The 25,525-nt window shown below is 71.2% G+C and carries 21 protein-coding genes; 9 read left to right on the forward strand and 12 right to left on the reverse strand.

What is annotated here, in order from left to right; translation table 11 throughout:
- Positions 1–47 precede the first annotated feature (47 nt).
- The 3 genes from EER34_RS01305 to EER34_RS01315 all read right to left on the reverse strand — a co-directional run bounded on the left by EER34_RS01305 (position 48) and on the right by EER34_RS01315 (position 3,491).
- Positions 48–1,535, reverse strand: a complete 1,488-nt coding sequence (locus tag EER34_RS01305) for a sensor histidine kinase (RefSeq protein WP_127472776.1) — start codon at positions 1,533–1,535, stop codon at positions 48–50.
- A 70-nt stretch (positions 1,536–1,605) separates the two neighbouring features.
- Positions 1,606–2,865, reverse strand: coding sequence for a CpaE/TadZ family protein (locus EER34_RS01310; RefSeq protein ID WP_127472777.1), 1,260 nt, complete (start codon positions 2,863–2,865; stop codon positions 1,606–1,608).
- Complete coding sequence (locus tag EER34_RS01315) at positions 2,862–3,491, reverse strand: SAF domain-containing protein (protein ID WP_127472778.1); 630 nt, start codon at positions 3,489–3,491, stop codon at positions 2,862–2,864. The genes EER34_RS01310 and EER34_RS01315 overlap by 4 nt, the downstream gene beginning before the upstream one ends.
- A 98-nt stretch (positions 3,492–3,589) precedes the next feature.
- Between EER34_RS01315 and EER34_RS01320 the strand changes: the two genes are divergently transcribed.
- On the forward strand, positions 3,590–3,871 hold the full coding sequence (locus EER34_RS01320) for a helix-turn-helix domain-containing protein (protein WP_127472779.1): 282 nt from the start codon (positions 3,590–3,592) through the stop codon (positions 3,869–3,871).
- A 10-nt stretch (positions 3,872–3,881) separates the two neighbouring features.
- On the opposite strand, the gene EER34_RS01325 is transcribed toward EER34_RS01320, so the two are convergent.
- On the reverse strand, positions 3,882–4,487 hold the full coding sequence (locus tag EER34_RS01325; protein ID WP_127472780.1) for a hypothetical protein: 606 nt from the start codon (positions 4,485–4,487) through the stop codon (positions 3,882–3,884).
- Positions 4,488–4,617: 130 nt separating this feature from the next.
- Between EER34_RS01325 and EER34_RS01330 the strand changes: the two genes are divergently transcribed.
- Positions 4,618–5,058: an Rv3235 family protein gene (locus EER34_RS01330; RefSeq protein WP_127472781.1), complete on the forward strand. Its 441-nt coding sequence runs from the start codon at positions 4,618–4,620 to the stop codon at positions 5,056–5,058.
- A 63-nt stretch (positions 5,059–5,121) separates the two neighbouring features.
- Here the strand turns inward: EER34_RS01330 and EER34_RS01335 are convergent, their stop codons facing one another.
- From EER34_RS01335 to secA, 3 genes are all read right to left on the reverse strand, one after another.
- A complete protein-coding gene (locus EER34_RS01335) occupies positions 5,122–5,481 on the reverse strand; it encodes a hypothetical protein (protein ID WP_127472782.1) in 360 nt (119 codons plus the stop codon).
- A 73-nt stretch (positions 5,482–5,554) separates the two neighbouring features.
- Entirely contained in the window at positions 5,555–6,781 is a 1,227-nt protein-coding gene (locus EER34_RS01340; RefSeq protein ID WP_127472783.1) for a pyridoxal phosphate-dependent aminotransferase, read from the reverse strand.
- Between the two features lie 138 nt (positions 6,782–6,919).
- A complete protein-coding gene (secA, locus tag EER34_RS01345; protein ID WP_127472784.1) occupies positions 6,920–9,742 on the reverse strand; it encodes a preprotein translocase subunit SecA in 2,823 nt (940 codons plus the stop codon).
- Positions 9,743–9,938: 196 nt separating this feature from the next.
- On the opposite strand from secA, the gene EER34_RS01350 reads away from it, so the two are divergent.
- The 7 genes from EER34_RS01350 (at position 9,939) to EER34_RS01380 (ending at position 19,453) form a co-directional block, all read left to right on the forward strand.
- Positions 9,939–10,571: a PadR family transcriptional regulator gene (locus EER34_RS01350; RefSeq protein ID WP_127472785.1), complete on the forward strand. Its 633-nt coding sequence runs from the start codon at positions 9,939–9,941 to the stop codon at positions 10,569–10,571.
- The gene (locus EER34_RS01355; RefSeq protein WP_127472786.1) at positions 10,568–11,287 is read left to right on the forward strand and encodes an ABC transporter ATP-binding protein; all 720 of its coding nucleotides are present in this window, start codon (positions 10,568–10,570) and stop codon (positions 11,285–11,287) included. Before EER34_RS01350 ends, EER34_RS01355 begins: the two co-directional genes overlap by 4 nt.
- Positions 11,284–14,130: an FtsX-like permease family protein gene (locus tag EER34_RS01360; protein WP_127472787.1), complete on the forward strand. Its 2,847-nt coding sequence runs from the start codon at positions 11,284–11,286 to the stop codon at positions 14,128–14,130. Before EER34_RS01355 ends, EER34_RS01360 begins: the two co-directional genes overlap by 4 nt.
- A gap of 261 nt (positions 14,131–14,391) precedes the next feature.
- Positions 14,392–16,125 carry a DEAD/DEAH box helicase gene (locus EER34_RS01365; protein ID WP_127474229.1) on the forward strand — a complete coding sequence of 578 codons (1,734 nt, stop codon included), beginning with the start codon at positions 14,392–14,394 and terminating at the stop codon, positions 16,123–16,125.
- Between the two features lie 94 nt (positions 16,126–16,219).
- Positions 16,220–16,561: a PadR family transcriptional regulator gene (locus EER34_RS01370; protein WP_127472788.1), complete on the forward strand. Its 342-nt coding sequence runs from the start codon at positions 16,220–16,222 to the stop codon at positions 16,559–16,561.
- Positions 16,554–18,026: a hypothetical protein gene (locus tag EER34_RS01375; RefSeq protein ID WP_127472789.1), complete on the forward strand. Its 1,473-nt coding sequence runs from the start codon at positions 16,554–16,556 to the stop codon at positions 18,024–18,026. Before EER34_RS01370 ends, EER34_RS01375 begins: the two co-directional genes overlap by 8 nt.
- Positions 18,027–18,097: 71 nt before the next feature.
- A complete protein-coding gene (locus tag EER34_RS01380; protein ID WP_127472790.1) occupies positions 18,098–19,453 on the forward strand; it encodes a hypothetical protein in 1,356 nt (451 codons plus the stop codon).
- A 303-nt stretch (positions 19,454–19,756) separates the two neighbouring features.
- Here the strand turns inward: EER34_RS01380 and hpf are convergent, their stop codons facing one another.
- The 5 genes from hpf to mtrA form a co-directional block, all read right to left on the reverse strand.
- On the reverse strand, positions 19,757–20,416 hold the full coding sequence (hpf, locus tag EER34_RS01385; protein WP_127472791.1) for a ribosome hibernation-promoting factor, HPF/YfiA family: 660 nt from the start codon (positions 20,414–20,416) through the stop codon (positions 19,757–19,759).
- A gap of 90 nt (positions 20,417–20,506) precedes the next feature.
- A complete protein-coding gene (locus EER34_RS01390) occupies positions 20,507–21,205 on the reverse strand; it encodes a ComF family protein (RefSeq protein WP_240642063.1) in 699 nt (232 codons plus the stop codon).
- 91 nt (positions 21,206–21,296) lie between these two features.
- Positions 21,297–22,994, reverse strand: coding sequence for an LpqB family beta-propeller domain-containing protein (locus tag EER34_RS01395; protein ID WP_127472792.1), 1,698 nt, complete (start codon positions 22,992–22,994; stop codon positions 21,297–21,299).
- Positions 22,991–24,706, reverse strand: coding sequence for an MtrAB system histidine kinase MtrB (mtrB, locus tag EER34_RS01400; protein WP_127472793.1), 1,716 nt, complete (start codon positions 24,704–24,706; stop codon positions 22,991–22,993). Before mtrB ends, EER34_RS01395 begins: the two co-directional genes overlap by 4 nt.
- A 7-nt stretch (positions 24,707–24,713) precedes the next feature.
- Positions 24,714–25,394 (reverse strand): MtrAB system response regulator MtrA, encoded by a 681-nt coding sequence (mtrA, locus tag EER34_RS01405; RefSeq protein WP_127472794.1) that lies wholly within the window; start codon positions 25,392–25,394, stop codon positions 24,714–24,716.
- Between the last annotated feature and the right edge of the window lie 131 nt (positions 25,395–25,525).

Genomic DNA, 25,525 nt, shown 5'->3' on the forward strand with positions numbered 1-25,525 from the left:
CCCGGCATCACACCCCAGCGGGGGATGCCGCGGGTCGCGGCATCCGATCAGCCCCTGGCGCGCTCGATGTAGCGCAACGGGATCTCGATCGTGACCTCGGTTCCGCTGCCCATGATGGTGTGCCAGTCGATGGTGCCGCCGAGCTCGCCCTGGATCAGGGTGCGGACGATCTGCGTCCCGAGACCGCGCCCGACCTGACCTTCGGGCAGGCCGGAGCCGGTGTCGCGCACGCGCACCTCGAGGTTCTCCTCGTTGCGCTCGGCGAGGATCTCGACGTCGCCCTCCTGTCCGGCGAGCCCGTGTTCGACGGCGTTGGTCACCAGTTCGGTGAGCGCGAGCGCCAGAGGGGTCGCGTACTCGCTCGGCAGCGTGCCGAAGCGTCCGGTGGAGTGGGTGCGCGCCCGCGTGTTCGGGGCGGCGGCGACCTCCGCGACGAGCTTGAGCACCCTGTCGAAGACCTCGTCGAAGTCCACGTTCTGCGCGAGGCCCTCCGAGAGGGTGTCGTGCACCACCGCGATGGCCGACACACGGCGCATGGCCTGCGTCAGGGCCTCGCGCGCCTCCTCGCTGTGCGACCGGCGGGCCTGGATGCGAAGCAGCGACGCAACGGTCTGAAGGTTGTTCTTGACGCGGTGATGGATCTCGCGGATCGTCGCGTCCTTGGTGATGAGCTCCTGCTCCTGGTGGCGGATCTCGGTCACGTCGCGGCAGAGCACGATCGCCCCGATGCGCCTGCCGTGATCGCGCAGCGGGATCGTCCGCAGTGACACGGTCACTCCGCGCGCCTCGACGTCGGTGCGCCACGGCGCACGACCTGTCACGACGACCGGGAGCGACTCGTCGAACTGGCGATTGGACGGAAGGATGCGCGTGACGACCTCGACCAGCGACTCGCCCTCGAGCTCGTCGTCGAACCCGAGTCGGTTGAAGGCCGAGAGCGCGTTGGGGCTCGCGAAGGTGGTGATGCCGTCCACATCGAGTCGCACGAGCCCATCCGACGCTCGGGGCGCACCTCGACGCGGGCTGGTGGGCGCCGACATATCGGGGAAGTGCCCGGTCGCGATCATGCCGAAGAGCTCGTCGGCGCAGTCGTTGAAGGTGATCTGCTGCCGTGACGGCGTACGGGCCTCGCCGAGGTTGGTGTGGCGGGTCAGCACGCCGATCGTGAGGGCCGCCTCGCTCCCGCGCGAGCGCACGACAGGCACGGCCCGCACGCGGGTCGGGGTCTCCTCGAACCAGTCCGGCGACGCGGAGTCGACGATGCGGCTGGTCTGGAAGGCGTCCCGCACCTGCGTGCGCCACTGCGGGCGGACGCGGTCCCCCACGATGTCGCGGTAGAAGAGGGTGGCGGCGCCGCTCGGGCGCGTGTGCGCCACGGCGACGAACGAGTCATCGGATGTCGGAACCCACAGCACGATGTCGGCGAACGCCAGATCGGCGAGGAGCTGACCGTCGCCCGCGAGACGGTGGAGCCACTCCACATCCTCCGCGCTGGAACGGCCCTGGGCGTAGACGAGGTCGCTGAGGGTGGACACGATTCTCAGCTTAGGGCGCGTCGGCGAACCGGGCGTTCGGTGCGGAGCGCCATGGGGTGCGGTCCTGGTGTCAGCCGACCGGCTGTGCGACGAGGCGCGCGCGGCGCCGGCCTCGCCCGGCGGGGGCGGGTGCCGCAGCGATGGCATCGCCGACGAACCGGCGCAGGGCGAGGGTGATCGGCGACCTCGGCGCCACTTCGGCGATCGGCCGCGCCGCGAGAAGGGCCGCGTCGGCCGAGCGGGGGTCCTGCGGGAGGAACCAGACGTCGTCGATGCCTCCGAAGCGATCGAGCGTGCGCCGCACCTGCCCTCGTGCGTCGATGCCGAGCGTGCCGGGTCGGAGCCGGTTCGCGAGCACCGCGACGCGCGTGGCGCCGATCGTGGCTCGCAGCTCGGAGTGCGCGCGGAGGAACCGCGAGACGCCGACCGGGTCGGCACCGGCGACGGCGACCACGAGGTCGGCGGCGCGCAGCGCGGCGAGCGTCGCGGCGTTGCGTCGCGGGCCGTCGAGGTCGCTCATGATCTCCTCGTCGCGCTCGAGGGACGCGGCCACGTCGACGACGGTGTAATCGGCCCACTCGCGGCACGTCGCGAGTGCGCCGGCGACGCGGGACTCGCTGAGCTCGGGCCAGCGCGATGGCCGGTTGAGTCCCGTCAGCACGTCGACCCCCGAGCGGCCCAGCGGAGCGCTCACCCGTGACAGCTCGCGGGCATCCAGCCCGCCGAGGCCGGCCTGCCGACATGCGGCGGCGAAGCCCGGCCCCTCGTCGGCGAGGCCCAGTGCGAGGGCGATCGACGGGGCGTGCGTGTCTGCGTCGACGAGCCCGACATGGCGTCCGCCGCGGGCAAGCTCGACCGCGAGCTCGATGGAGACCGTCGAGCGGCCGGGCGACCCGCCGGGGCCCCAGACCACGATCACCCGCGGCTCCTGACGCGAGGCGGGCTGTGCGCCCGCTGCCGGCTCCGGAGCGGCGGCGAGCACGTCTGCGAGGCGCCAGGTCTCGATGTCGAGCGGCACGGAGCGCTCGAGCCCGAACGCGCCCGCGAGCCGCTCGGCCGCGATGTCGGCGCAGCGCGGGACGATGCGCGTGCCGGCGCGGTCGCACAGCGCCACGACCGCCGTCGTCACCGTCTCGCGCGAGACGTCGAGCACCACCGCGTCCGCATCCGCGACCGCGCGCAGCACGGCTTGCGCGTCTGCGTCGGGCATCATCTCGTGCGCGGCGTACGCAAGGGCGGAGGCCTCCACGACGGCGACGATCTCTTGCCCCTCGCGATGCAGGCCATCGGCCAGTGCGGCACCGTCGGCGACGGCGAGGAGAAGCTTCACGAGCCCACGCCCGCGGTCGGCACCACCGACAGCGCGGATTCGTCCGCCATCGCGGCCAGCGTGGCGGCCACGTCCGCCCGGGGGATGACGAGCTCGAGCGCCGCGCTTCCCCCGCCCATCATCGAGTCGTCGCGGGTGACCGAGACGACGGTCGCGTCGGCGACGAGGATGCGCGGCTTGTCGTACTCGCCGGACTTGCCCAGGGGTGCCGCCCACACCTCGACGACGGTGCCCGCGTCGACCGACGCCGGCACGTCGACCGCGCTGTGCACCACCACGTTGGTCGTCCGCGCGCCCGCGGCGTCGCCGAGCGCGGCGGAGGGGACGAGCTCGCCCTCGGCGATGGTGCGCGTGGCGACGAGGCCGTCGGCGAGCTGCTCGGGGGCCAGGTACGCGTCGCCGAGTGCACCGAGGGCGACTTCGACCGCGCGGACGTCGTCAGAGGTCACCGTCTCGCCCGGCACGATCGTGCGCGCTGCGGCGTAGGCGGGGACGGTCTGCCGCGACGCCGTCACGACGAACCACACGCCCGCCACGGAGGCGACGATGAGCAGGATGCCGAGCAGGAATCGGGCGTCGCCCCAGAAGGCTCGGCGAGGGGTGCGAACGGACTCGACGGCGGTCATTCCCCCATCGTCGCCCAGGGCGCGGATCGGCCGGATTCTTTATCCACAGCCCCTTCCGGGCCAGGCCCTCTCCTTCGGGGCGAGGCCATAATGGGGGCATGCCCGAGATCCCGACTTCGGACGTGCGCCTGCTCGCCCCCGCCCAGGTGGGCGAGGTGCTCGGCGTGTCCGTCGACGAGGTGATGGCGCTCGTTCTCGAGGGGCGGCTCCGTGGCCTCCGAGTCGGCTCTCCCGCGCGGTGGCGCGTCGACGAGGCGAGCGTCGCGGCGTATCTCGACGACCAGTCCGAAGAGGCTCGCCGCACGGCTCTCTGGCGTCAGGCGCAGAACGCGAGCTTCCCCGAGCTGTGGGGAACAGGCTCGGTTCGCCACCCCGACTGACGACGGCGCGTCAGAGCACCGACGAGGTTCCCTCGACCAGGATCCACGCGACGGCGGAGAACGGCACGATCCGGTGCCCGGCGACGCTCTCCGCGCGTCGCGGCGCACCTGGCTCGTGCAGGGCGAGGTCGAGGTGATCGGCGCCGGCGCGATCGATCGTCCCGGTGAGCGCCCTCCCCGATCCGAGGTGGATCGAGACGCCGACGCGGCGGCGGACGAGGTCGCGCAGCGCGAACCCGAACGTCAATCGGTCGGCCAGCGCCGACCGGGCGGGAGCGGGCCGCGCGCTGCGGAGGATCTCGTGGTGGGGCATCCCGATGGCGGCGATCGCCGAGAACGGCGCGATGACCGCCCCTGCCCGGCCCTCCGCGGGGAGGAGCGCCACCCAGTCCGCACCGACGCCGGTCACGGCGGCCCGCAGCGTCGTGCCGTCGGCGAACTCGAACGACAGGGCGGGCGACGTGGCATCCGCGGCGGCGAGCATCGCGAGGCGCTCGTGCAGCGCCACGCGCGAGAGGCGGAGTCGCTCCGCCTCGGTGTCGAGCGCGGCACGCTCTGCCTCCCACTCGGAGGCGAGCTGATCCTCGAGGTCGTCGAAGAACCGGTCCCAGCGCACCCAGCGAGAGTAGGGCAAATCATCACGACTCGATCACAAGTTATCCACAAGAGCCCTTCCGGATTCTTTCTGTGAGTTCGCCGTGTGTTCTACTGTCCGCAAGACATCCCCCCTGTCGAGATAGGCACCAATGGCAATGACGCCCGCGGGCTCTGCCCGCGCATATCGCGCGCCCGGCGGCAGCGTCGAACTCTCGGAGTTCTTCGCACCGCAGCGGACGCCCTCCACCGCGCTCCCCGAGCCCGAGCCGTTCCTGCGCAACATCACGCGCGGCGTGCTCGAAGTGCTCGCCGGAGTGCGCGAAGTCGACCAGCTCGCACGCTGGCTCACCGAAGAGCCGTACCGCAAGCTCGTCACGAGATCCAACCTCGCGGCACGTGCGCGCAGCGCCCGCGGCATGCCGGCGAAGCGTCCCGTGCACACGATCCTCTCGGTGCACCACTCCTCGCCCGTCGACGGGGTCGTCGAGTCCGTCGTCATCGTCCAGGGCCCCGCCCGCACGCGCGCTGTCGCCCTTCGGCTCGAGGGCATGGACGGGCGCTGGCGCGCGACATCCCTCGCCCTGCTCTGACGCCGAGGAGGCGATCTCAGACCGACGCCAGGGTCGACCACAACGACGTGGGCGGCCCTGTCGTCAACTCTTCCCGTCGTCCTCGTCGATGAGGTCGAGGAGCGACTTCATCGCGTCACGGATCTCGGTGTGGTCGTGCTGCCCCGCACGACTCTCCCCCGCGATCACCCCTGATCGGTGCACCCTGCGGAAGTCGCCGAACGGGAACGAGTAGGCCCCCTTGGTCTCGGCATCCTCGCGCCTGTCGACGCCGATGTGCCAGTGCGAGTACTGGGTCCAGCCCTCCCGCTCGATGAAGCCGTTCTCCTCATCGGGGGTCGGCGCCGCCTCCGACCACTCGTCCCGCTCGTCGCGGACGACTTTCCCCTCGCGGATGAGCGCGCGCGCATGGCGCAGCGCCGCCTGATTCAACTGGATGGCCATGCCGAGACGCTACGACGCCTTCCCGGGTGGCGGAAGGGGTTGACGGATGCCGCTTCCCGCGGCATCCGACCGATCACTGCTTGTACGAGGAGAGGAAGTTGCCGAGCCGCTCGATGGCCTCGGACAGCACACGCGCCTCGGGGAGCGTGACGATCCGCAGGTGGTCGGGTGTCGGCCAGTTGAATCCCGTCCCCTGGACGAGCAGCACGTGCTCGGCGACGAGGAAGTCGTACACGAGCTTCGCGTCGTCGCGGATCTCGTACACGTCGGGATCGAGGCGCGGGAAGGCGTACAGCGCCCCCTCGGGGCGGACGCACGTGACGCCGGGGATGGCCTCGAGGCCCTCCCATGCGGCATCGCGCTGCTCGTGGAGGCGCCCGGTGGAGGCGATGAGCGCATCGATCGACTGCACCCCCGACAGCGCCGCCTGCACGGCGTGCTGTGCCGGGACGTTGGGGCACAGGCGCGTGGACGCGAGCAGCGTGATGCCCTCGAGGAATCCCGAGGCGTGCGACTTGGGCCCTGTGATGACGAGCCAGCCGGAGCGGTAGCCGGCGACCCGGTACGTCTTGGACAGGCCGTTGAAGGTGAGCACGAGCAGGTCGGGGGCGACCGACGCCATCGGGATGTGGACGGCGTCGTCGAACAGGATGCGGTCGTAGATCTCGTCCGACAGGACGAGGAGCGAGTTCTCGCGTGCGATCTCGGCGATGCCCTCGAGCACCTCGCGCGAGTACACCGCGCCGGTCGGGTTGTTCGGGTTGATGACGACGATCGCCTTGGTGCGCGGCGTGACCTTCGCCCGGATGTCGTCGAGGTCGGGCTGCCAGCCGTTCTGCTCGTCGGCGAGGTAGTGCACCGGCGTTCCCCCGCCGAGGCTCGTCATCGCCGTCCACAGCGGATAGTCCGGCGCAGGGATCAGCACCTCGTCGCCCTCGTCGAGCAGCGCCTGCATGACCATCGTGATGAGCTCGGACACGCCGTTGCCGAGGTACACGTCGTCGGGACCGAAGGGCGGGAAGGTCGGATCCTGCTCGTAGCGGTACACGACTGCGCGCCGCGCCGACATGATGCCGCGGCTGTCGCTGTAGCCGTGCGCGTGCGGAACGGCCTCGAGCATGTCGCGCACGATCTGGAACGGCGCCTCGAACCCGAACACGGCAGGGTTGCCCGTGTTGAGCTTGAGGATCGTGTGACCCTCGTCCTCGAGCCGGTCGGCCTCGACCAGGGCCTGCCCGCGGATCTCGTAGAGCACATCCTTGAGCTTGCTGGACTGGTCGAGCGGGCGAAGCGGACTCATCGGATCAGGATACCGGCGGGATGCCGGGGCCAATCGACGCCCGGTGGCCTTGTCTCCGCCCGCCGGCGCGCAGACGACGGGAGCAGGACGATCCCGGAGGATCCGTCCTGCTCTCGCGCGTGCGCCGGTGGCCGGCTGCTACTTCTTGTTCTGCTCCGCGGCGCGGCGCTGGGCTCGGTTCAGCGGAGCCTGCTGAGGCGCCTCGGCCGGGGCATCCGTCCGCTGGCCGAAGGCCCCGCGCTGAGGCTCGGGCGCCGGAGCGGCGGGTGCCTGGGCAGCGGAGGCCGCGGCCGCCGCCTGGCGGAGTCGGCTCGTCGCCGCCTGCTGCACCTGGCCGCGGTCGTTGCGCACCTCGACCTCGCCGGCGTCGTTCGCGGCGGAGTACTCCAGGCTCTGCGGGGCCGCCGGGATCTCACCCAGGCCCTTGGCGTCGACCTCGGCCTCGCCTTCGCCGGCGCGACGCACCTCGACCTCGAGGTTGTAGAGGTAGCCGACCGACTCCTCCTTGATCTGACCCATCATGGCCTGGAACATCTGGTAGCCCTCGCGCTGGTACTCGATCAGCGGGTCGCGCTGAGCCATGGCGCGCAGGCCGATGCCGTCCTTGAGGTAGTCCATCTCGTACAGGTGGTCGCGCCAGCGGCGGTCGAGCACCTGGAGCACGACGCGGCGCTCGAGCTCGCGCGTCGCGGGAGTGCCGAGCGACTGCTCGCGGTTGTCGTAGGCGATGCGGGCGTCGGAGAGGATCTCGCGCTTGAGTCCGTCGGCGGTGATGCCGCCCTTGCGGCCGGCACCCTCGGCGACGACCTCGTCGATGCTCACACTCACCGGGTAGAGGGTCTTGAGCTCGGTCCAGAGCGCGTCGAAGTCCCAGCTCTCGTTGTGCCCGGAGCCGGTGTGGTCGTCGATGACGGCTTCGATCGCGTCCTCGATGAAGTGCTGGACGCGATCGGCGATGTCGTCGCCCTGCAGGATGTGCCGGCGGTCGGAGTAGATCGCCTCGCGCTGCCGGTTGAGCACGTCGTCGTACTTGAGGACGTTCTTGCGGATCTCGGCGTTGCGCGCCTCGACCTGGCTCTGCGCCGACTTGATCGCGCGCGACACCATGCCGGACTCGATCGCGACGTCGTCGGGGAAGTTCGTCCGGGCGAGGATGGCCTCGGCCGCGCCCGACTGGAACAGCCGCATGAGGTCGTCTGTCAGCGACAGGTAGAAGCGGCTCTCGCCGGGGTCGCCCTGACGGCCGGAGCGACCGCGCAGCTGGTTGTCGATGCGGCGGGACTCGTGGCGCTCGGTGCCGAGCACGTAGAGACCGCCGGACTCGACGACCTTCGTGCTCTCCTCGGCGACACGGTCGCGGGTGCCCTCGTACACGGCATCCCACTCGGCCTCGTACTCGTCGGGCGTCTCGACCGGGTCGAGGCCCTTGGCCTTCATCTCCTGCACCGCGAGGAACTCGGCGTTGCCGCCGAGCATGATGTCGGTGCCGCGGCCGGCCATGTTCGTGGCGACGGTGACGGCGCCGAGGCGCCCGGCGCGGGCGACGATCTCGGCCTCGCGCGCGTGGTTCTTCGCGTTGAGGACCTCGTGCTTGATGCCCTTCTTGGCGAGGAGGCGCGACAGGTACTCGCTCTTCTCGACGCTGACCGTGCCGACCAGGACCGGCTGGCCCTTCTCATGCCGGCCGGCGATGTCTTCGACGACCTGCGCGAACTTGGCCTGCTCGTTCTTGTAGACGAGGTCGGACTGGTCCTTGCGGATCATCGGCTTGTTCGTCGGGATCGGAACGACGCCGAGCTGGTAGGTCGACATGAACTCCGCCGCCTCGGTCTCGGCGGTGCCTGTCATGCCGGCGAGCTTCTTGTACAGGCGGAAGTAGTTCTGCAGGGTGACCGTGGCGAGGGTCTGGTTCTCGGCCTTGACGGGCACCGCCTCCTTCGCCTCGATCGCCTGGTGGATGCCCTCGTTGTAGCGGCGCCCGACGAGGATGCGGCCGGTGTGCTCGTCGACGATCATCACCTCGTCGTTCATGACGACGTAGTCGCTGTCGCGCTTGAACAGTGCGAGGGCCTTGATCGAGTTGTTGAGGAACGAGATGAGCGGGGTGTTGGCCGACTCGTACAGGTTGTCGATGCCGAGGTAGTCCTCGACCTTCTCGATGCCGGGCTCGAGCACGCCGATGGTGCGCTTCTTCTCGTCGACCTCGTAGTCGACGCCGACTTCGAGCGTCTTGGCGATCTTGGCGAACTCCACGAACCAGCGGTTCGCCTCGCCCGACGACGGGCCAGAGATGATGAGCGGGGTGCGCGCCTCGTCGATGAGGATCGAGTCGACCTCGTCGACGATCGCGAAGAAGTGGCCCCGCTGGACGAGGTCCTCCTTGCGCCACGCCATGTTGTCGCGGAGGTAGTCGAAGCCGAACTCGTTGTTGGTGCCGTACGTGATGTCGGCGTTGTACTGCTCGCGGCGGACCTCTGGGGTCTGACCGGCGACGATGATGCCGGTGGTCATGCCGAGGGCGCGGTAGATGCGGCCCATGAGCTCGGCCTGGTACGACGCGAGGAAGTCGTTGACGGTGATGACGTGGACGCCCTCACCGGCGATGGCGTTGAGGTACACGGGGAAGGCGCCGGTGAGCGTCTTCCCCTCACCGGTCTTCATCTCGGCGATGTTGCCGAGGTGGAGCGCCGCGCCGCCCATGATCTGGACGTCGTAGGCGCGCTGGCCGAGCGTGCGCTTGGCGGCTTCGCGGACGGCCGCGAAGGCCTCGGGCATGAGCTGGTCGAGCGTCGCGCCGGCCTCGAACCGCGCGCGGAGCTCGGCGGTCTCGCCCCGCAGCTCCTCGTCGGTGAGGTGCGCGTAGTCCTCTTCGAGGGCGTTGACCGCCTTGACGACCTGCTGCAGCCGCCGGAGGATGCGACCCTCGCCGGCGCGAAGCAGTTTCTCGAGGGGGTTTGCCACGGAGTGTCTCCATCTGTCGGGTGTGGCGCGATCGGCGCCGATGCCGCCGGGGCGCACGGCCCCAGACATACCTGCCTATGTTATCCACCCGTGACCTTGGTGTGCGCTGGGTGTGGAGCGGCGACCGGTCGAAGTTTCCCGGTATGTATATACTCAGCAACTACATACTCGGTATGCAGTCGAACGGAGTCCGTCCATGTCGGTGAGACAGAGCCTTCTGGCCATCCTCGATCAGGGGCCGTGCTACGGCTATCAGCTCCGAGCGGAGTTCGACCGCCGCACCGGGTCGACCTGGCCGCTCAACGTCGGCCAGATCTACAACACCCTCGACCGGCTCGAGCGCGACGGACTCGTCGCGAAGGGCGACGTCGACGAGCAGGGTCATGTGTACTGGGAGATCACGGATGCCGGAGCCGCCGAGGTGCGGGAGTGGCTCGCCTCCCCCGTCCAGCGCGGCCAGGGCACCCGCGACGAGCTCGCCATCAAGCTGGCGGTCGCCGCGACCCTCCCCGGCGTCGACGTGACGGGCATCATCCAGACGCAGCGGCGCGCGTCGCTCGGCCAGCTGCAGGAGCTCAACCGGGCCAAGTACGCGGGGTCGAACCCCGACGGTCCGGAGGAGCTCGCCTGGTCGCTCGTCGTCGACTCGATGATCTTCACGGCCGAGGCGGAGGTGCGCTGGCTCGACCACACCGAGCAGCGCCTCGCCCTCCACCCCGGGCACGCGATGGCGCTCGAGCTGTCCACCGATCGCCCCAAGCGCGGCCGGCCGGCGAAGGCCGAGGCATCCGACTCCCCCGTCGGCGAGACGATCGAGGCCGCCCGGTGAGCGACGCGGTGCTGCGCCTCATCGGCGTGACGCAGCAGTACGGCACAGGTCCTACGTCGGTCTCGGCCCTGTCGGGCGTCGACCTCGACGTCGCGCAGGGCGAGCTCGTCGCGGTCATGGGCGCATCGGGCTCGGGCAAGTCGACGCTCCTGTCGATCGCGGGCGGGCTCGCGACCCCGACGACCGGCGAAGTGGTCATCGAGGGCGCGCATCTCAGCACGCAGAGCGCGAAGCAGCTCGCCGCGCTCCGCCGGCGCTCGCTCGGCTTCGTGTTCCAGGACTTCAATCTCATCCCGACGCTCACCGCGATCGAGAACGTGACGCTCCCCCTCGAGCTCGACGGCTTCCGTCGGCGCGTGGCACGGCGGGCAGGCCGCGACGCCCTTCAGTCGGTCGGCCTGGACGACAAGCTCGACAGCTACCCCGACGACCTCTCCGGCGGCCAGCAGCAGCGCGTGGCGATCGCGCGCGCCGTCGTCGGCGGGCGCCGGCTGATCCTCGCCGACGAGCCGACCGGCGCACTCGACTCGGTGACGGGCGAACTCATCCTCCGCATGCTGCGCAGCAGAGTGGATGCCGGGGCCGCCGCGATCCTCGTCACCCACGAGGCCCGGCACGCCGCCTGGGCCGACCGCATCGTCTTCCTGCGCGACGGCCGGATCGTCGACGAGACCCGCCGCGACGGCGCCGACACCCTTCTGGCGACCGCGCGATGACGGCGACGCTCGACGCTCCCGCTCTCGTCGAGCCCGGGGCGGGAACGGATGCCGCGCCACGGCGCCGCGGCGGATGGACGCGGTGGCTGGTGGCCGCCCGCCTGGCGCGGCGGCAGGCGTGGCGGGCGAAGGGGTCGAGCGCGCTGGTGATGCTGTTGGTCTTCCTTCCGGTATCGGCCATGGCCGGCGGCGCGATCTTCTGGCAGAGCCATGTGCCCACGCGGGAGCAGGCCGCGACGCTGGAACTCGGCCGCCACGAGGCCTGGATCGAGGTGGTGGGTGGGCCCGACCCGAGCCGCTGGCAGGCGGTGGACCAGGCGTGGGAGTGGGGCGTCGACTGGGACGAGGCCGGTATGCCGGCGAATCCCGAACTCCCCGCGCCGGCGGACCCGATATCCGTCATCCCCCCAGGCGTCACCGTCCACGAGCTGCGCGAGACCGGGAGCATCTACGTCGAGACCGCGACCGGGACCGGACGCGTCGGCGTCACCTCCGGACCGGTCTGGGATGCCGCCTTCGCCGGCCGCTTCGTGATGCTCGACGGTACGGCACCACGCGAACCCGACGAGGCGATGGTCTCCCCCGGCCTGCTCGCGCGGATCGGCGCGGACCTCGGCGACGAGATCCACCTCGTAGACAGCGATCGGGACTTCACCGTCACCGGGACGATGCGCCGCGCGGACACCGATTCTGCCGTCCCGGAGCTCTTCCTCCCTCCGAGCGCCGCCGACCTCGTCGAGGAATCACGGCAGCGCTGGTATGTGGAGGACTGGCAACCCGGCCTCGACGATGTGGACGAGATGAACCGCGCCGGCTTCATCGTGTTCGCCCACGACCTGGTCCTCAACCCGCCCGCCGGCGCCCGCACGAGCGTGTACGCGACCCGGTCCGCCGACACGATCGCCATGCTCACGGTCGGCCTCATGGTCGCGGTCTTCGCGGGCTACCTCGTGGTACTACTCGCCGGAGCCGCGTTCGCGGTGGCCGCGCGTCGCCAGCAGCGCTCGCTAGCCGTCGCAGGCAGCGTCGGCGCCGCGCGCAGCGACGTCTTCCGCATCGTCGTAATGCAGGGAACCGCCCTGGGAGCGGTCGCCGGAGTCGCGGGAGTGGCCGCCGGAGCCGGCCTAGCCTGGCTGGCCCTCGAGGTGACCGATCGTGGCTCCGTCGCATCCTTCTGGGGCAACTGGGGCTACAACGTGCCATGGCCGCTGCTCGTCGGCATCGCGGTGTTCGCCGTGCTCGTGGGCACGCTGGCGGCGGTGGCACCGGCCCGAGCGGCCTCACGCGGCGACGTGCTGGGCGCGCTACGCGGAGCCCGTCGCCCGGCGAGGCTGCGCGCTCGGCGGCCATTGTGGGGCCTCGCCCTCATGCTCGTCGGCCTGGCCGCGACCATCGCCGGCGGGACCGCGCTCGCCGTCCTCAATGCCGCAGACGAGGTCGACTTCCAAGGACCCATGTGGATAGCCGGGCTCTGGGGCGTCATCGCCGGACCGGTCCTGCTGCAAATCGGCGTCATCCTCGCCGGGCACTGGATCCTCGTCGCAGTGGCGCGGCCGCTGTCGCGGTGGGGTCTCGCGCCGCGGATCGCAGGGCGGGACGCCGCGGCCACTCCCTCGCGGGTCGTGCCGGCGTTCGCCGCCATCGCCGGCTGCGTGTTCGTCGCGTCGTTCGCGCTGTCTGCGACCGCGCTCACCGCGACGGCCAACACGCGCGGCTACTTCTTCGCGGCTCCGCTGCACAGCATTGTGGTCTCGCTCGGACAGAACGGCAGCGAGCACTCCGATGCGCTCGTGGCCGCAGCGGACGAGCTCGTCGCGCCCACGGAGCCTCGCCACACGGTCGTCGTGCAGATGCCGGGCGGCCACGAATACGACAGCGAAACCGGGGAGGTGCTCGACCCCTCGGCGAGGGAGTTCGGGGTCGCCGCGCAGCCGACGGACGAATGCCCGGGCTGCGGAGGAGCGGCCGCATTCTTCAACGGACAGCTCTCGATCGTGGAAGAACGCGACCTCGAGGTGCTTCTCGACCACGATCTGTCTGACGACGACCTCGCCGCATTCCGCAGCGGCGCCGCGCTCACAACCAGCCCGGGATTCACCACCGACGACGGTCAGATCGTCGTCACCGAGTGGACCCTTGCCGATCGGGCGGCGTACGACACCGCGATGCGGAAGTGGAGCGGGGAGAGCCGCTCGGACGATCTGCCCGGGCCTACGGCGGTGCACGAGCTGGAGGCGCGCAGCGTAGACCTCGGCCACAGCCACAGCGCTCAGATCCTCGTCAGCCCCGCGACGGCCGCGCGGCTGGGCATGCCCACTGTGCCCGTGACGCTCGTCGCCCTCCGGGACACGCCGCTCACGACAGAGGCGCTCGACCGGCTCACCGCACAGGCCGAAGCCATCCGCATCGACGACGACGCTTGGGTGTCCGTCCGTCAGGAGAACGGCCCCGACCCGGTCACCCCGTGGCTGTGGGGCATCCTCGCCGCAGCGGCTGTGCTGGTGGTCGGCGCGAGCGCCGTCTGTCTCGGTCTCGCGCGCTTCGAGCGCCGACCTGACGACGCCACGCTCAGCGCGGTCGGCGGCGGGCCCGCGCTGCGGCGCAACGTCAACGCATGGCAGGCCGCGGTCATCGTAGGCATCGGCACCGTCACGGGCGCCGCGATCGGGCTGATCCCGGTGTGGGGTCTGAGCCAGTCGGCGGCGACCTACTTCGACTTCGCCGACACGCCGTGGCTGTGGCTCGCCGCCCTGGCGCTCGCCCTCCCGGTCGCGGTGACCGCCGTCGCGTGGCTGGTGCCGCCGCGGCATCCGGATCTCACCCGGCGCACCGCGATCACGTGAGACGAATCCGGGGCATCCGGACACATACCTAGTGAACCGCCAGAGAGGACATGAGATGACCCCTGCCGTGCCCGCCATCGACCCCGCCGCGATCAGCCTCCCGCCGACCGAGCCGATCGACATCACCGAGCTGGTCATGCAGAGCCTCCCGCGCTGACGCGGGACCGCGTTCTGTCGCCTCACAGGCGGCACGCACTACCCTTAACTGTGTCCACTGACCAAGACCAGATCGAGGCCGAGGCTCCCTCCGAGCCCGCAGCGATGACGTTCTCCGACCTCGGACTGGGCGACGCAGTGCTCAAGGCCCTGCGCGACGTGGGGTACGAGACCCCCTCCGCCATCCAGGCCGCCACCATTCCGCCGCTCATCGCGGGCCGCGACGTCGTCGGCCTCGCGCAGACCGGAACCGGCAAGACCGCCGCGTTCGCGCTGCCCATCATCGACCGGCTCGACCTGTCGCAGAAGAACCCGCAGGCACTCGTGCTCGCGCCGACGCGCGAGCTCGCCCTGCAGGTGTGCGAGGCGTTCGAGAAGTACGCGGCGCACCTGAAGGGCGTGCACGTTCTCCCCGTCTACGGCGGTCAGGGCTACGGCGTGCAGCTGTCGGCGCTGCGCCGCGGCGTCCACATCGTCGTCGGCACGCCCGGCCGCATCATGGACCACCTCGACAAGGGCACGCTCGACCTGTCGGAGCTGACCTACCTCGTGCTCGACGAGGCCGACGAGATGCTCAAGATGGGCTTCGCCGAGGACGTCGAGACGATCCTCGCCGAGACTCCGGACACGAAACAGGTCGCTCTCTTCTCCGCGACGATGCCGGCCACGATCCGCCGCATGTCGCAGCAGTACCTGCACGACCCCGAAGAGATCACGGTCAAGACGAAGACCACGACCTCGGCGACCATCACGCAGCGGTACCTCATCGTGTCGTTCCAGCAGAAGATGGACGCGCTCACCCGCATCCTCGAGGTCGAGAACTTCGACGGCATGATCGTCTTCGGCCGCACCAAGAGCGTCACCGAGGAGATCGCCGAGAAGCTCCGCGCCCGCGGCTATTCCGCTGCCGCGATCAACGGCGACGTCGCCCAGGTGCAGCGCGAGCGCACAGTCAACCAGCTGAAGTCGGGCAAGCTCGACATCCTGGTGGCGACGGATGTCGCGGCCCGAGGCCTCGACGTCGAACGCATCTCGCACGTCGTCAACTTCGACATCCCCACCGACACCGAGTCGTACGTGCACCGCATCGGCCGAACCGGCCGTGCCGGGCGGTCGGGCGACGCGATCAGCTTCGTCACGCCGCGCGAGCGCGGGCTCGTCCGCGCGATCGAGCGCGCGACCCGCCAGGACCTCACCGAGATGAAGCTCCCGAGCGTCGACGAGGTGAACGTCACCCGTCTCACGCGCTTCGACGACCGCATCACGGCCGCGCTCGGCGAGAGCGAGCGCATCGACCGCTTCCGCGACATCATCGCCCACTACGTCCGCAACCACGACGTTCCCGAGGTCGACGTGGCCGCGGCGCTCGCCGTCGTCGCTCAGGGCGAGTCGCCGCTGCTGCTCGAGGCCGAGCCCGAGCGCCCCCGCTACGAGCCGCGTGAGCGCGACGACCGCGAGCGTGGCGGACGCTTCGATCGCGATGACCGCGGCGACCGGCCGGAGCGCCGGCCCCGGACTGCCCGCGAGGGCATGGCGACGTACCGCATCGCGGTCGGCAAGCGTCACCGCGTCGAGCCCCGCCAGATCGTCGGCGCGCTCGCGAACGAGGGCGGCCTCCGCCGCGACGACTTCGGAGCGATCCAGATCCGCCCGGACTTCTCGCTGGTCGAGCTGCCCGCCGACCTGCCCCGGGGCACGCTCGAGAAGCTGTCCGACACCCGCATCTCGGGCCGGCTCATCGAGCTGCGGCTCGACACCGGCGGTCCCGGCCGCCGCCGCGAGGACGACGACCGCGGGCCCCGCAAGCCGCGCTACAAGAATCCTCGCTACGACGACTGACGCTTCTGAGGGGGCACGGACAGAGTCCGTGCCCCCTTGTCGTTCCCGCGGCGGATCGTCGACATAGCGTGCAACGCCTGGTACCTTGCATTGCATGTATCCGGCCGACCGCGTGCAGACGAACCTCCGCAAGGGGGTTCTCGAGTGGTGCGCGCTGGCGGTGATCCGCAGCGGCGACGTGTACGGCCGCGATCTCGCTCACACCCTCGCCGGGCTCGGCCTGCTCGCCAGCGAGGGCTCGCTCTATCCGCTGCTGTCGCGACTGCGCGAGTCGGGCTGGGTCGAGACGCGGTGGGCGGAGTCGGATGCCGGTCCCCCGCGTCGGTATTACCGCATCACCCCCGAGGGCCGCGACGCGGTCGCCGGTTTCGAGGACAGCTGGCGCGCCCTGTCGACCTCGGTCGAGAGCGCGCTGGGAAGGACGACCGATGGCTGACACGACCGAGGTGCTGCAGCATCCCGCCGTCCGCGCGTACCTCGTCGAGGTGCATCGTGCGGTGGCGGCCAAGGATCCCGCGGCAGCAGACGGTGTGCTCGCCGGCGTGGCGGACCACATCCGGGACGCCGCGGCCGAGGCCGACGCACGGGGAGATCGGCTCGACCTGGACGCCGTCCTCCGCGAGCTCGGCGACCCGCTTCTGATCGCGGCGGACGTCGAGTCCATCACGCCGATCGCGTCGTCGCCGATGGCCGGCAGGTTCTCGGACTCGACGGGCGCCGTGATCCTCGTCGCGCTCCTGCTCACCCTCGGCACCGCCATGTTCACGCTCCTCGGCTGGGCGGCGGGCATCTGGCTCCTGTGGTCGTCGCAGCGCTGGAGTCGCACCGAGAAGATCGTCGCGACGCTGTGGTGGCCGGCGATGCTCCTCCTCGGCTCGCTCACGCCGCTGTTCGGAACGGCCGGGCTCGGCGGCTGGCATCTGATGGTGCTGGTGGCCTTGTTCGGCTCGCTCGGTCTGGGTGTGTGGCTCGTCCTGCGCGCCGACCGCTTCCGCGCTCCGCGTGCGCGCCCGGCCAGAACCGCTCCGGTCGCACGTGCCGGCGCGCTCGGGCTCACCGACCGCTGGCCCGGTGGGGCGGTCGCGATCGGCGCTCCCGTGGTCGCGGTCGTGCTCGTCATCGCACCGGCGCTGCTCACCGGATCGTGGTCGTCGCTGCCCTTCACGGCGACCGTCGCCGCGCTCGTCCTCGCGGGAGCCGTCACCGTGCTGTGGGTGTCGCGCGGGTGGTACTACCAAGCCCGCGTGTGGCACACCGGCACCGTCGTGCTGACCGCCCTGGTGACGGGGTTCGTCGTCGCCGCGACGATCTCCTCGACCCGCGTGCTCCGCCGTTGCGGCGTGGAGAGCTGCGAGGACCTTCCGGCGCGCCTCGCCGACCCGTCGGCGTTCGGCCAGCACCTGGCGCAGACTGTGCTCCCCCTGCTGATCATCCACGCCGTGACGACCGCCTCCACATTCCGGTCGGGATTCCCCGTCCGGCGCTCCCTCGTCGGGCGAGGGGCCGTGACGGGCACCGTGCTCGCGCTCCTCGTCGGTGCCGGAGGCCTCACGCCCGTCGTCACCACGGCCTCGGGCACCGTCGCGGCTCTGCCGATGGCCCTCGCCGGCGCAGCCGTCTGGAGCGCCGCCGCCGTGCTGCTCATCCGCTCCGCGGCGTGGCGTCCGCGCGATCGCGTCGTCGGCATCGTGCCGGCGCTGGTCGTCGTGTGGCTGTGCGCGGTGGGCTGGCCCTTCGGCTCGCTCGCCGGATCCTCCACGGACCCGGTGAACCCCCTCGTGCCGCCGCAGCTCGCGACCGATCCCGTCGTGGTCCTCGCGCTGCTGCTCGGCGTCCAGCTCGCCGCATCCGTCTGGCTGCTCGTGCGCGCTGGCGCGTTCGGGCGCGTCGCAGCGCGTTGACGCCGGGCGAGGCGTCCACAGTCCCACCGACCGCTCAGCCGCCTCACCGCCGGCGACCATAGGATCGATGCATGGCCGGATTCTGGGGCAAACGCAAGCGCGAGACCGAAGAGCTCGAGGCTCAGGACGCCGATCTGGCGCGACGGGCCCGCACCGCGCTCGTCGCGGCCGACGAGCGCATCCGCGTGACGACCGACGAGCTGTCGTTCGCCGAGATCGAGCTCGGCATCGAACCGACGAAGGACCTCCGGGATGCCCTCGATGCGGTGCGCACGCACATGTCCGAAGCGTTCCACCTCCACCAGCTCAACCACGACGAGATCCCCGACACCCCCGAAGAGCTGCGCACTCGCAACGCACGCATCGTCCAGCTCTGCGAGTGGGCGGAAGAGCTGCTCGACGACCGCACCGAGGCCCTCGCCGGACCCATCGCCCGCGCGCGTCGCGCTCCAGAGATCATCGCGGGCGTGCGCGCCGACGCCGAGCGACTGCGCGAACGCCTCCCTCAGGCGCGGGAGACCATTCAGCGCCTTGCCGCCCGCTACTCGGCCGAGGCGCTCTCGCAGGTCGAGGCAAACCCCGCCGAGGCCGAGCAGCTGCTCGGGTTCGCCGAGCACAGTGCCGGGATCTCCGAGCGGCGCCGTGAGGCCGGCCAGCGCGAGCAGGCGAACCTCGCACTCGAAGCCTGCACCGAGGCCGCCCGCCGCGCAGCGACGCTGATCGACGCGGTCGAGACGTTCGAGGTCGAGGCGCTCCGTGCCGAGTCGACGCTGTCGGCCATCGTCGAGGATTCCCGCCAAGACATCGTCGTGGCTCTCAAGGAGCCGCACTCCCCCGGCGTCAGCGCCGCGATCGCAGAGCTCCAGACGGCCCTCGCTTCGCTGCCCGCCGCCGGCGTCAACACCGATCCGTTCACGCTGCTCTCGCGGCTGCGCACCGCCAACGCCGGTCTCGACGACGCGATCGCGGCCGCCCGCGAGCGCGCCGCACGGCCCATCCCGCCTCTCGAGCACGTCCGCCACTCGATCGACGACGCCGACCGGCAGCTCGCCGTCGCGCGTGACGTCATCGCGGGGCACCGCGGATGGATCGGCGCCGACGCGCGCACCCGCCTGGCCGAGGCCGAGCGCATTCGCATCGACCTCGACCGGTATCTGGGCACCTCCGCCTCCGCCGCGACCGCGATCGATGAAGACCAGCGCGAGCAGGCCATGGCGATGTCTCGACGCGTCGCCTTCCTCGCCGGCGAGGCGCTCCAGCTCGCGCAGCGCGACATCAACTCCTCCCGCCCCCAGGGCGGCCCCGATCAGTGGGGTGGCGGGCCGCAGCAGGGCTGGGGCGGGGGGCGGCGCGGCGGCAACGACCTCATGGGCGGCATCCTGGGCGGGCTCGTGATCGGCAGTCTGCTCGACGGCATGTTCGACTGACACCGGCCGTCCGCATCGACCGCAGTTCGCCGCGTCCACCGCACGCCGAACTGCGGCCGATGCCGGCTTCTGCGGCCTCGACGCCGCGCATCGCGCCGGACATGCGGATGATGCCGGTCTCTGCGGCCTCGACGCCGCGCAACGCCCCGGACATGCGGATGATGCCGGTCTCTGCGGCCTCGACGCCGCGCATCGCGCCGGACATGCGGCCGGGGCCGGATTCTGCGGCCTCGACGCCGCGCATCGCGCCGGACATACGGATGCCCCGGCCACTCGGCCGGGGCATCCGCTCGTTCGGGGCGCCTACGAGGCGACGGCCTCGGGCGCGGCCTGCGTCGTGAGCGAGATCACGCCGTAGTCCCAGCCCTTTCGGCGATAGACCACACTCGGGTGGTCGGTGCGGTTGTCGACGAACAGGAAGAAGTCGTGGCCGACCAGCTCCATGCGGTCGACGGCCTCCTCGACCGACATCCACTCCGGGTCGAACTCCTTCGTGCGGATGACGACGGGCGTGTAGCCCTCCTCCTCCTCGTTGCCGGTGACGATCGGGATCTCGCCGGTCGCGACGGCGCGGAGCACGTCGACGGATGCCGGCTGCACGTCGATCCCCTGGATGGCGCCGCTGCCCTTCTCGAACTTGGCGCCCCGCGGGTGGTTGCGTGCGTCCACGCGCTTGTCCTTCGCGCGACGGAGCTGCTCGCACAGCTTGTCGACCGCAAGGTCGAGCGCGGTGAACTTGTCACCGTCAGTGGCCTCGGCCCGGACGATCGGGCCCTTTCCGGTGAGGGTCAGTTCGACCGTGTCGTCTTCGACGCGGCCGTTGTGATACGCGCGGTGCGTGACCTTGACGTCCACGCGTTGAGCGCGTGGAGCGAGGTGTTCGATGCGGGCGCCTTTGTCTTCGACGACCGAGCGGAAGCGATCTGTGATCCCCACTCCCACGCCGACGATGCTGGTTTCCATACCCTTGACCTCCTTGTTCCGGTCCACCCGGCCAAGGGCGGACCATCAGTCGCCTTGTCTCCCCCACGGTAGCCCCGCGGGGGTCGCCTGTCACCTGTGAGTTTCGAATGCGACGCCGCGCGGCTTCCGGCCGTTCATCCGGCGCGCAGTGGCGGCGACCGTCACCGCGCCCACGACCTCCGCCCCGGCGACCCTCAGCGCTCGGACGGCCTCCTCGAGGCTGGCACCGGTCGTGATGACGTCGTCGAAGACGACGACCCGGCGGGCCGCGGCATCCCGTGCCGACAGGCTCTGCGCGACGTTGCGGCGCCGCCCGCCGCGGTCGAGCCCTCGCTGATCGGCCGTGCGGCGCATCGGCTGCAGCAGGCGCTCGACACGGAGACCCGCTCGGCGCGCGATGAGGTCGGGCACCCGGAACCCGCGCCGCCGGAATGCCGCACGCGAGGTCGGCATGGGCACGAGCACGGCGTCGGGTTCGCCGAGCGCCTGCACGGCTGCGACGAGGGCGGGCGCCAGCGCCCTCGCGAGCGGCGTGCGGCCCTCCTCCTTGACGGCGCGGATCACCCGGGCCGGCACGCCCTCGAACTCCAGCCCGCTCCACACCATCAGCGCACCGCCGGGCGGGTCGATCCGCCGGACGACCGTGCGCGGTGCCATCGCGGCGGCACACGCTGCGCACAGGACGGCGTCGGGCTCGCCGCATCCGGCGCATTGCACCGGGAGCAGCAGGGCCAGCGCGTCTGACAGCGCGGCGCGCACGGCGCCCGCCAGGGCATCGGACGGGATCATCCCCCGACTGTGGCAGCGGACGAGCGGATGCCACGGCTCTCACCCGCTGTCCCGGGACGGCCCGACCGCGGGCGCACCTGGGGAGGAGCGGCTACTCCGGCGCCCCCTGCTGGGTGGCGAGCAGGAGCGCACCCGTCGCGGTCGGCTGCCAGCCCGTGCCGCGCTTGACGTAGAGGGTGCCGTCCTCGGCGCGCAGGCGAGCGCTCGACAGCGACGTGCCGCCGGCGATCGAGACCATGCCCGCGGCCGCGGAGCTCGTGGTCGACGTGCCTCCGACGACCTGCTCGAGCACCGTGGAGCCCTCGGCATCGCCGGAGAGCACGCCGACCGACAGGTCGTCGAGCCACGCGAGCCCGCGCCCGGATCCCGATACAACGCCGAGCTGCACCGGGTCGCCGAGCCGGATCGGAACCTGCTCGGGCCCGCGGACGATGCCCGCGACCCAGAGGACGTTGCGGCCGCCCGCGGCGACCACCGCAGCGACGCGCGTGCCGTCGCGCGAGACGGCCATCGCCGAGATCGAGGTGGCCCCCGACCAGGCATCTGCGACGTCGATGCGGGTCGTGTCGGGCAGGAACGCGGCGACCGCCGCCGGCTGGTCGCGGGGGACGCTCCACACGATGCCGAACGGGTCGAGCGACGGGTCGACGAGGCCGGCCCGCGCGTCGAGCTGGTCGTAGGTCTCGTCCTCCCGCAGGCGCAGCACCTCGCCGGTGCCGAGTCGTGAGGCGGCCAGGAGCTGATCGGGCGCGACCGGATCGGGGGCGACCTGCACGGCGACGGGTGCGAACTGCTCGACGAGCTCGGACAGGCCGGGAATCGGGTCCAGCGCGTCGCCGGTCAGGAACCCGAACCCCTCCTCGGTCTGCACGAGCGGGGCGCCGGGCACGCGAGTCGATCGCACCGCGACCGGCTCCACGTCGATCGGCACGGAGTCGATGGTCAGCTCGACGTCGGCGACGTTCGCGGTCCGGAGGCTCTCCTGCAGCTGCGTGTACATGCGGTCGAGCGTCTCGGGGTCGGCGGAGAGCGCGGCCTCGTTCAGGTCGACCTCGGCCACGTTGCCGGTCACCGGCACCGCCGCGACGACCTCGACGCTCTCGGGGAAGGCCGTGGCGACCGAGTCGGCGAGCCAGGCGCTCGGCGGGCCGTCCACCAGTGCCTGCGCGACGCTGCTGGCTGCGTTGGTCGTCGGGAACCACCGGGCATCGGGGACGAGATAGTGCCACGACGGATCGAAGTACATCACGGAGTACCGGTGGAACACCCGGGGGAAGACGTCCTCGTCGAGCACGACGCCGTCCGGGGCGGAGCTGATGCGCCACTCCCCGTTCTCCTGCACCATCGCGAACGGCAGCGTCTGCTCGCGGAACGCGGTGCGCTCGTACGAGCCGCCGTCGTCGACGGTCGCGACGGCAGAAAGCGCCATGGTGACGACATCGTCCTCCGGCTCGCTGTACGCGCGGTCGTCGAGCACGTCGACGATGACTCCGGCACCGGGACGCCAGTCCCGGGCGAAGTCCTCGGTGAGGAACTCGCGCGCGCGATCCCAGTTCGCGCCGAGGCCCGGACCCGAACCGGCGCGGATGAACCCCTCCACGATCTGCTCGGGTGTCGCACCGGGCTGCGGGCTGTCCGGCAGCAGGAACGACACCTCCTCCGCGTCGGGTGCGTCCTCGGTTCCGAGGCCGTAGTTGATCCGGCCGCTCGTCGGCAGACCCGTGCACGCGGTCAGGACCGTCGCGAGCACGACGACGAGCAGGGCGGGGATGCCGCGCCACCGGGTCATGACGCACCCCGTCGGGTGGCGGCATCCCGCACGTCCACGGCGCCGGTCGGCGGCACCTTGATCGGCTGGGTCAGGCCGAGGTCGTCGACGCTCGCGATGGAGTCGTCGCCCGGATCGAGCGGGATCGGCGAGGGGCCCGTGAGCGGGCCCCGGCCGCGCGGGAGCGTGAGCACGAAGTTCGTCCCCCTCCCGAGCTCCGACCACACGGCGAGCTCGCCGCCGTGCAGCCGGGCGTCGCCGAGGGCGATCGACAGACCGAGGCCCGTGCCGCCGATCGTGCGCGTGCGTGAAGGATCGGCGCGCCAGAAGCGATCGAACACCCGCTCGACCTCCTCCGGCTTCATCCCGAGACCGTAGTCGCGCACGCCGAGGGCGATCGCCTGCTGGTCGCTGTCGACCGTGACGACGATCGGGCGTCCCTCGCCATGCTCGATCGCGTTTCCGAGCAGGTTGCGCACGACGCGACGGACGCGCCGCGGGTCCATGTCGACGGGGGAGTAGCCGCCGGGCGCCACCAGGCGCACATCGGTCCCGTGCTGCTCGGCGAGCTGCTCCATCGACGCGATCACATCCTCCGCGAGGTGGGCGAGGCTCGTCGCCTCGAGCTCGAGCTGCACCGAGCCCGCGTCGTACCGGCTGATCTCCAGCAGGTCGGTCAGCAGGGTCTCGAAGCGCTGCACCTGGTTGTTGAGCAGCTCTGCCGCCCGGGCCGTGGCCGGGTCGAAGTCGGCGCGCTGGTCGTTGATCATGTCGGCCGCGAGGCGGATGGTCGTGAGCGGCGTGCGCAGCTCGTGCGAGACATCCGACACGAACCTCTGCTGCACGAGCGAGAGGTCGGCGAGCTCCTTGATCTGCGACTCGATGCTGTCGGCCATCGCGTTGAACGAGCGGCCGAGGGTCGCGAGCTCGTCTTCGCCGCGCACCGGCAGGCGCACGCCGAGCTCGCCTGCCGCGAGCTTCGCGCTCGTGTCGGCCGCCTCGCCGATGGGCGTCGTCACCGACCGGAGCACGAACCATGCGATGCCGCTGATGAGGAGGACGAGCCCGATGCCGACGATCCACAGGGTGCTCTGCACGAATCCGAGCGTCTGCGGGGCGTTCTCGAGGTCGTACGCCAGGTAGAGCTCGTAGGCGCCGACCCCGGGGACGTTCAGCTGCTGGCCGACGACGATCCCCGGCACAGTGGAGCCGTCCTCGGTGGGCATGGCGATCGACTGCCAGACCTGGCGATCGGAGCTCGCCCGCACGGCTTCGCGGAGCGGTTCGCTGATCGCGGCCTCGAACCGGAGGTTGCTGGTGAAGTCCTGAGGGGCGTTCGGCGACGGCGGGCCGATGCGGAACGCGGCGTCGATGTCGCTCGAGGACTGCGACGCGAGGGTGCCCTGAACGAGGGTCATGACGTTCTGGAGCTGGACGCTGTCGCTCTGCGTCGTCGCACTGTCGAGTGTCTGCTGGGCGGCGGTGCTCGCGCGCAGCGCGTCTTCGAGCACCTGCGTCTTGCGCGACACGAACAGGTCGTTCTGGATCGCCAGCGCCATCCACACGCAGGCGACGATCACGGCGAGCGCTGTGAGCCCGAACGTCACGAGGATGGTCCGGAATCGCAGCGACCGCCGCCACAGCGCCGCGATGTTGCCCGGCCAAGCACGCCAGTGACGCCAGCCGGTCAGCGGTGTCCGGGTGGCCGTCACCCCCGTGATCGGGGCCGTCATCGGAGCCTCAGACGACGGCGCCGGCGCGGTAGCCCACGCCGCGCACCGTGGTCACGATCTTCGGGTTGTCGGGGTCCTGCTCGACCTTGGCGCGCAGGCGCTGGACGTGCACGTTCACCAGACGGGTGTCGGCCTTGTAGTGGTAGCCCCAGACCTGCTCCAGCAGCATCTCGCGCGAGAACACCTGCTGCGGCTTCGAGGCGAGGGCGACGAGCAGCTCGAACTCGAGCGGGGTAAGGGCGATGGGGCCGTCGCCGCGGCGCACCTCGTGCGCGGCCACGTCGACGGTGAGGTCGCCGATGCGGAGGTGATCGTTCGCCGGCTGGCTCGCCGGGCGCAGCCGGGTCTTGATGCGCGCGACGAGCTCCTTCGGATTGAAGGGCTTGACGATGTAGTCGTCGGCGCCGGACTCGAGGCCCTTGACGACGTCGGCCGTGTCGGTGCGGGCGGTGAGCATGATGATCGGCACGCCCGACTCGGCGCGCACGCGCGTGCAGATCTCGATGCCGTCCATACCCGGGAGCATGAGGTCGAGGAGGATGAGGTCGGGACGCTCCGTGCGCCAGGCGTCCACGGCCTTCGAGCCGTCGGCGCAGAACGCCGTGTCGAAGCCCTCCGTGCGCAGCACGATGCCGATCATCTCGGCGAGGGCGGTGTCGTCGTCGACCACCAGGATGCGTGAAGTCATCGCGCGGTTTCGTCCTTCTCCTTCGGCTCAAGGGCAGGCACGGACGGCGCCTTCCCCTTGCGCTCCCCACAGAGTAGTCGACGCCGCCTGAGCGCAGGCCGAGCACCGGCCGTGACCGCGCCGAGCGCGGG

This window comes from Microbacterium sulfonylureivorans (assembly GCF_003999995.1).
GTDB classification, from domain to species: domain Bacteria; phylum Actinomycetota; class Actinomycetes; order Actinomycetales; family Microbacteriaceae; genus Microbacterium; species Microbacterium sulfonylureivorans.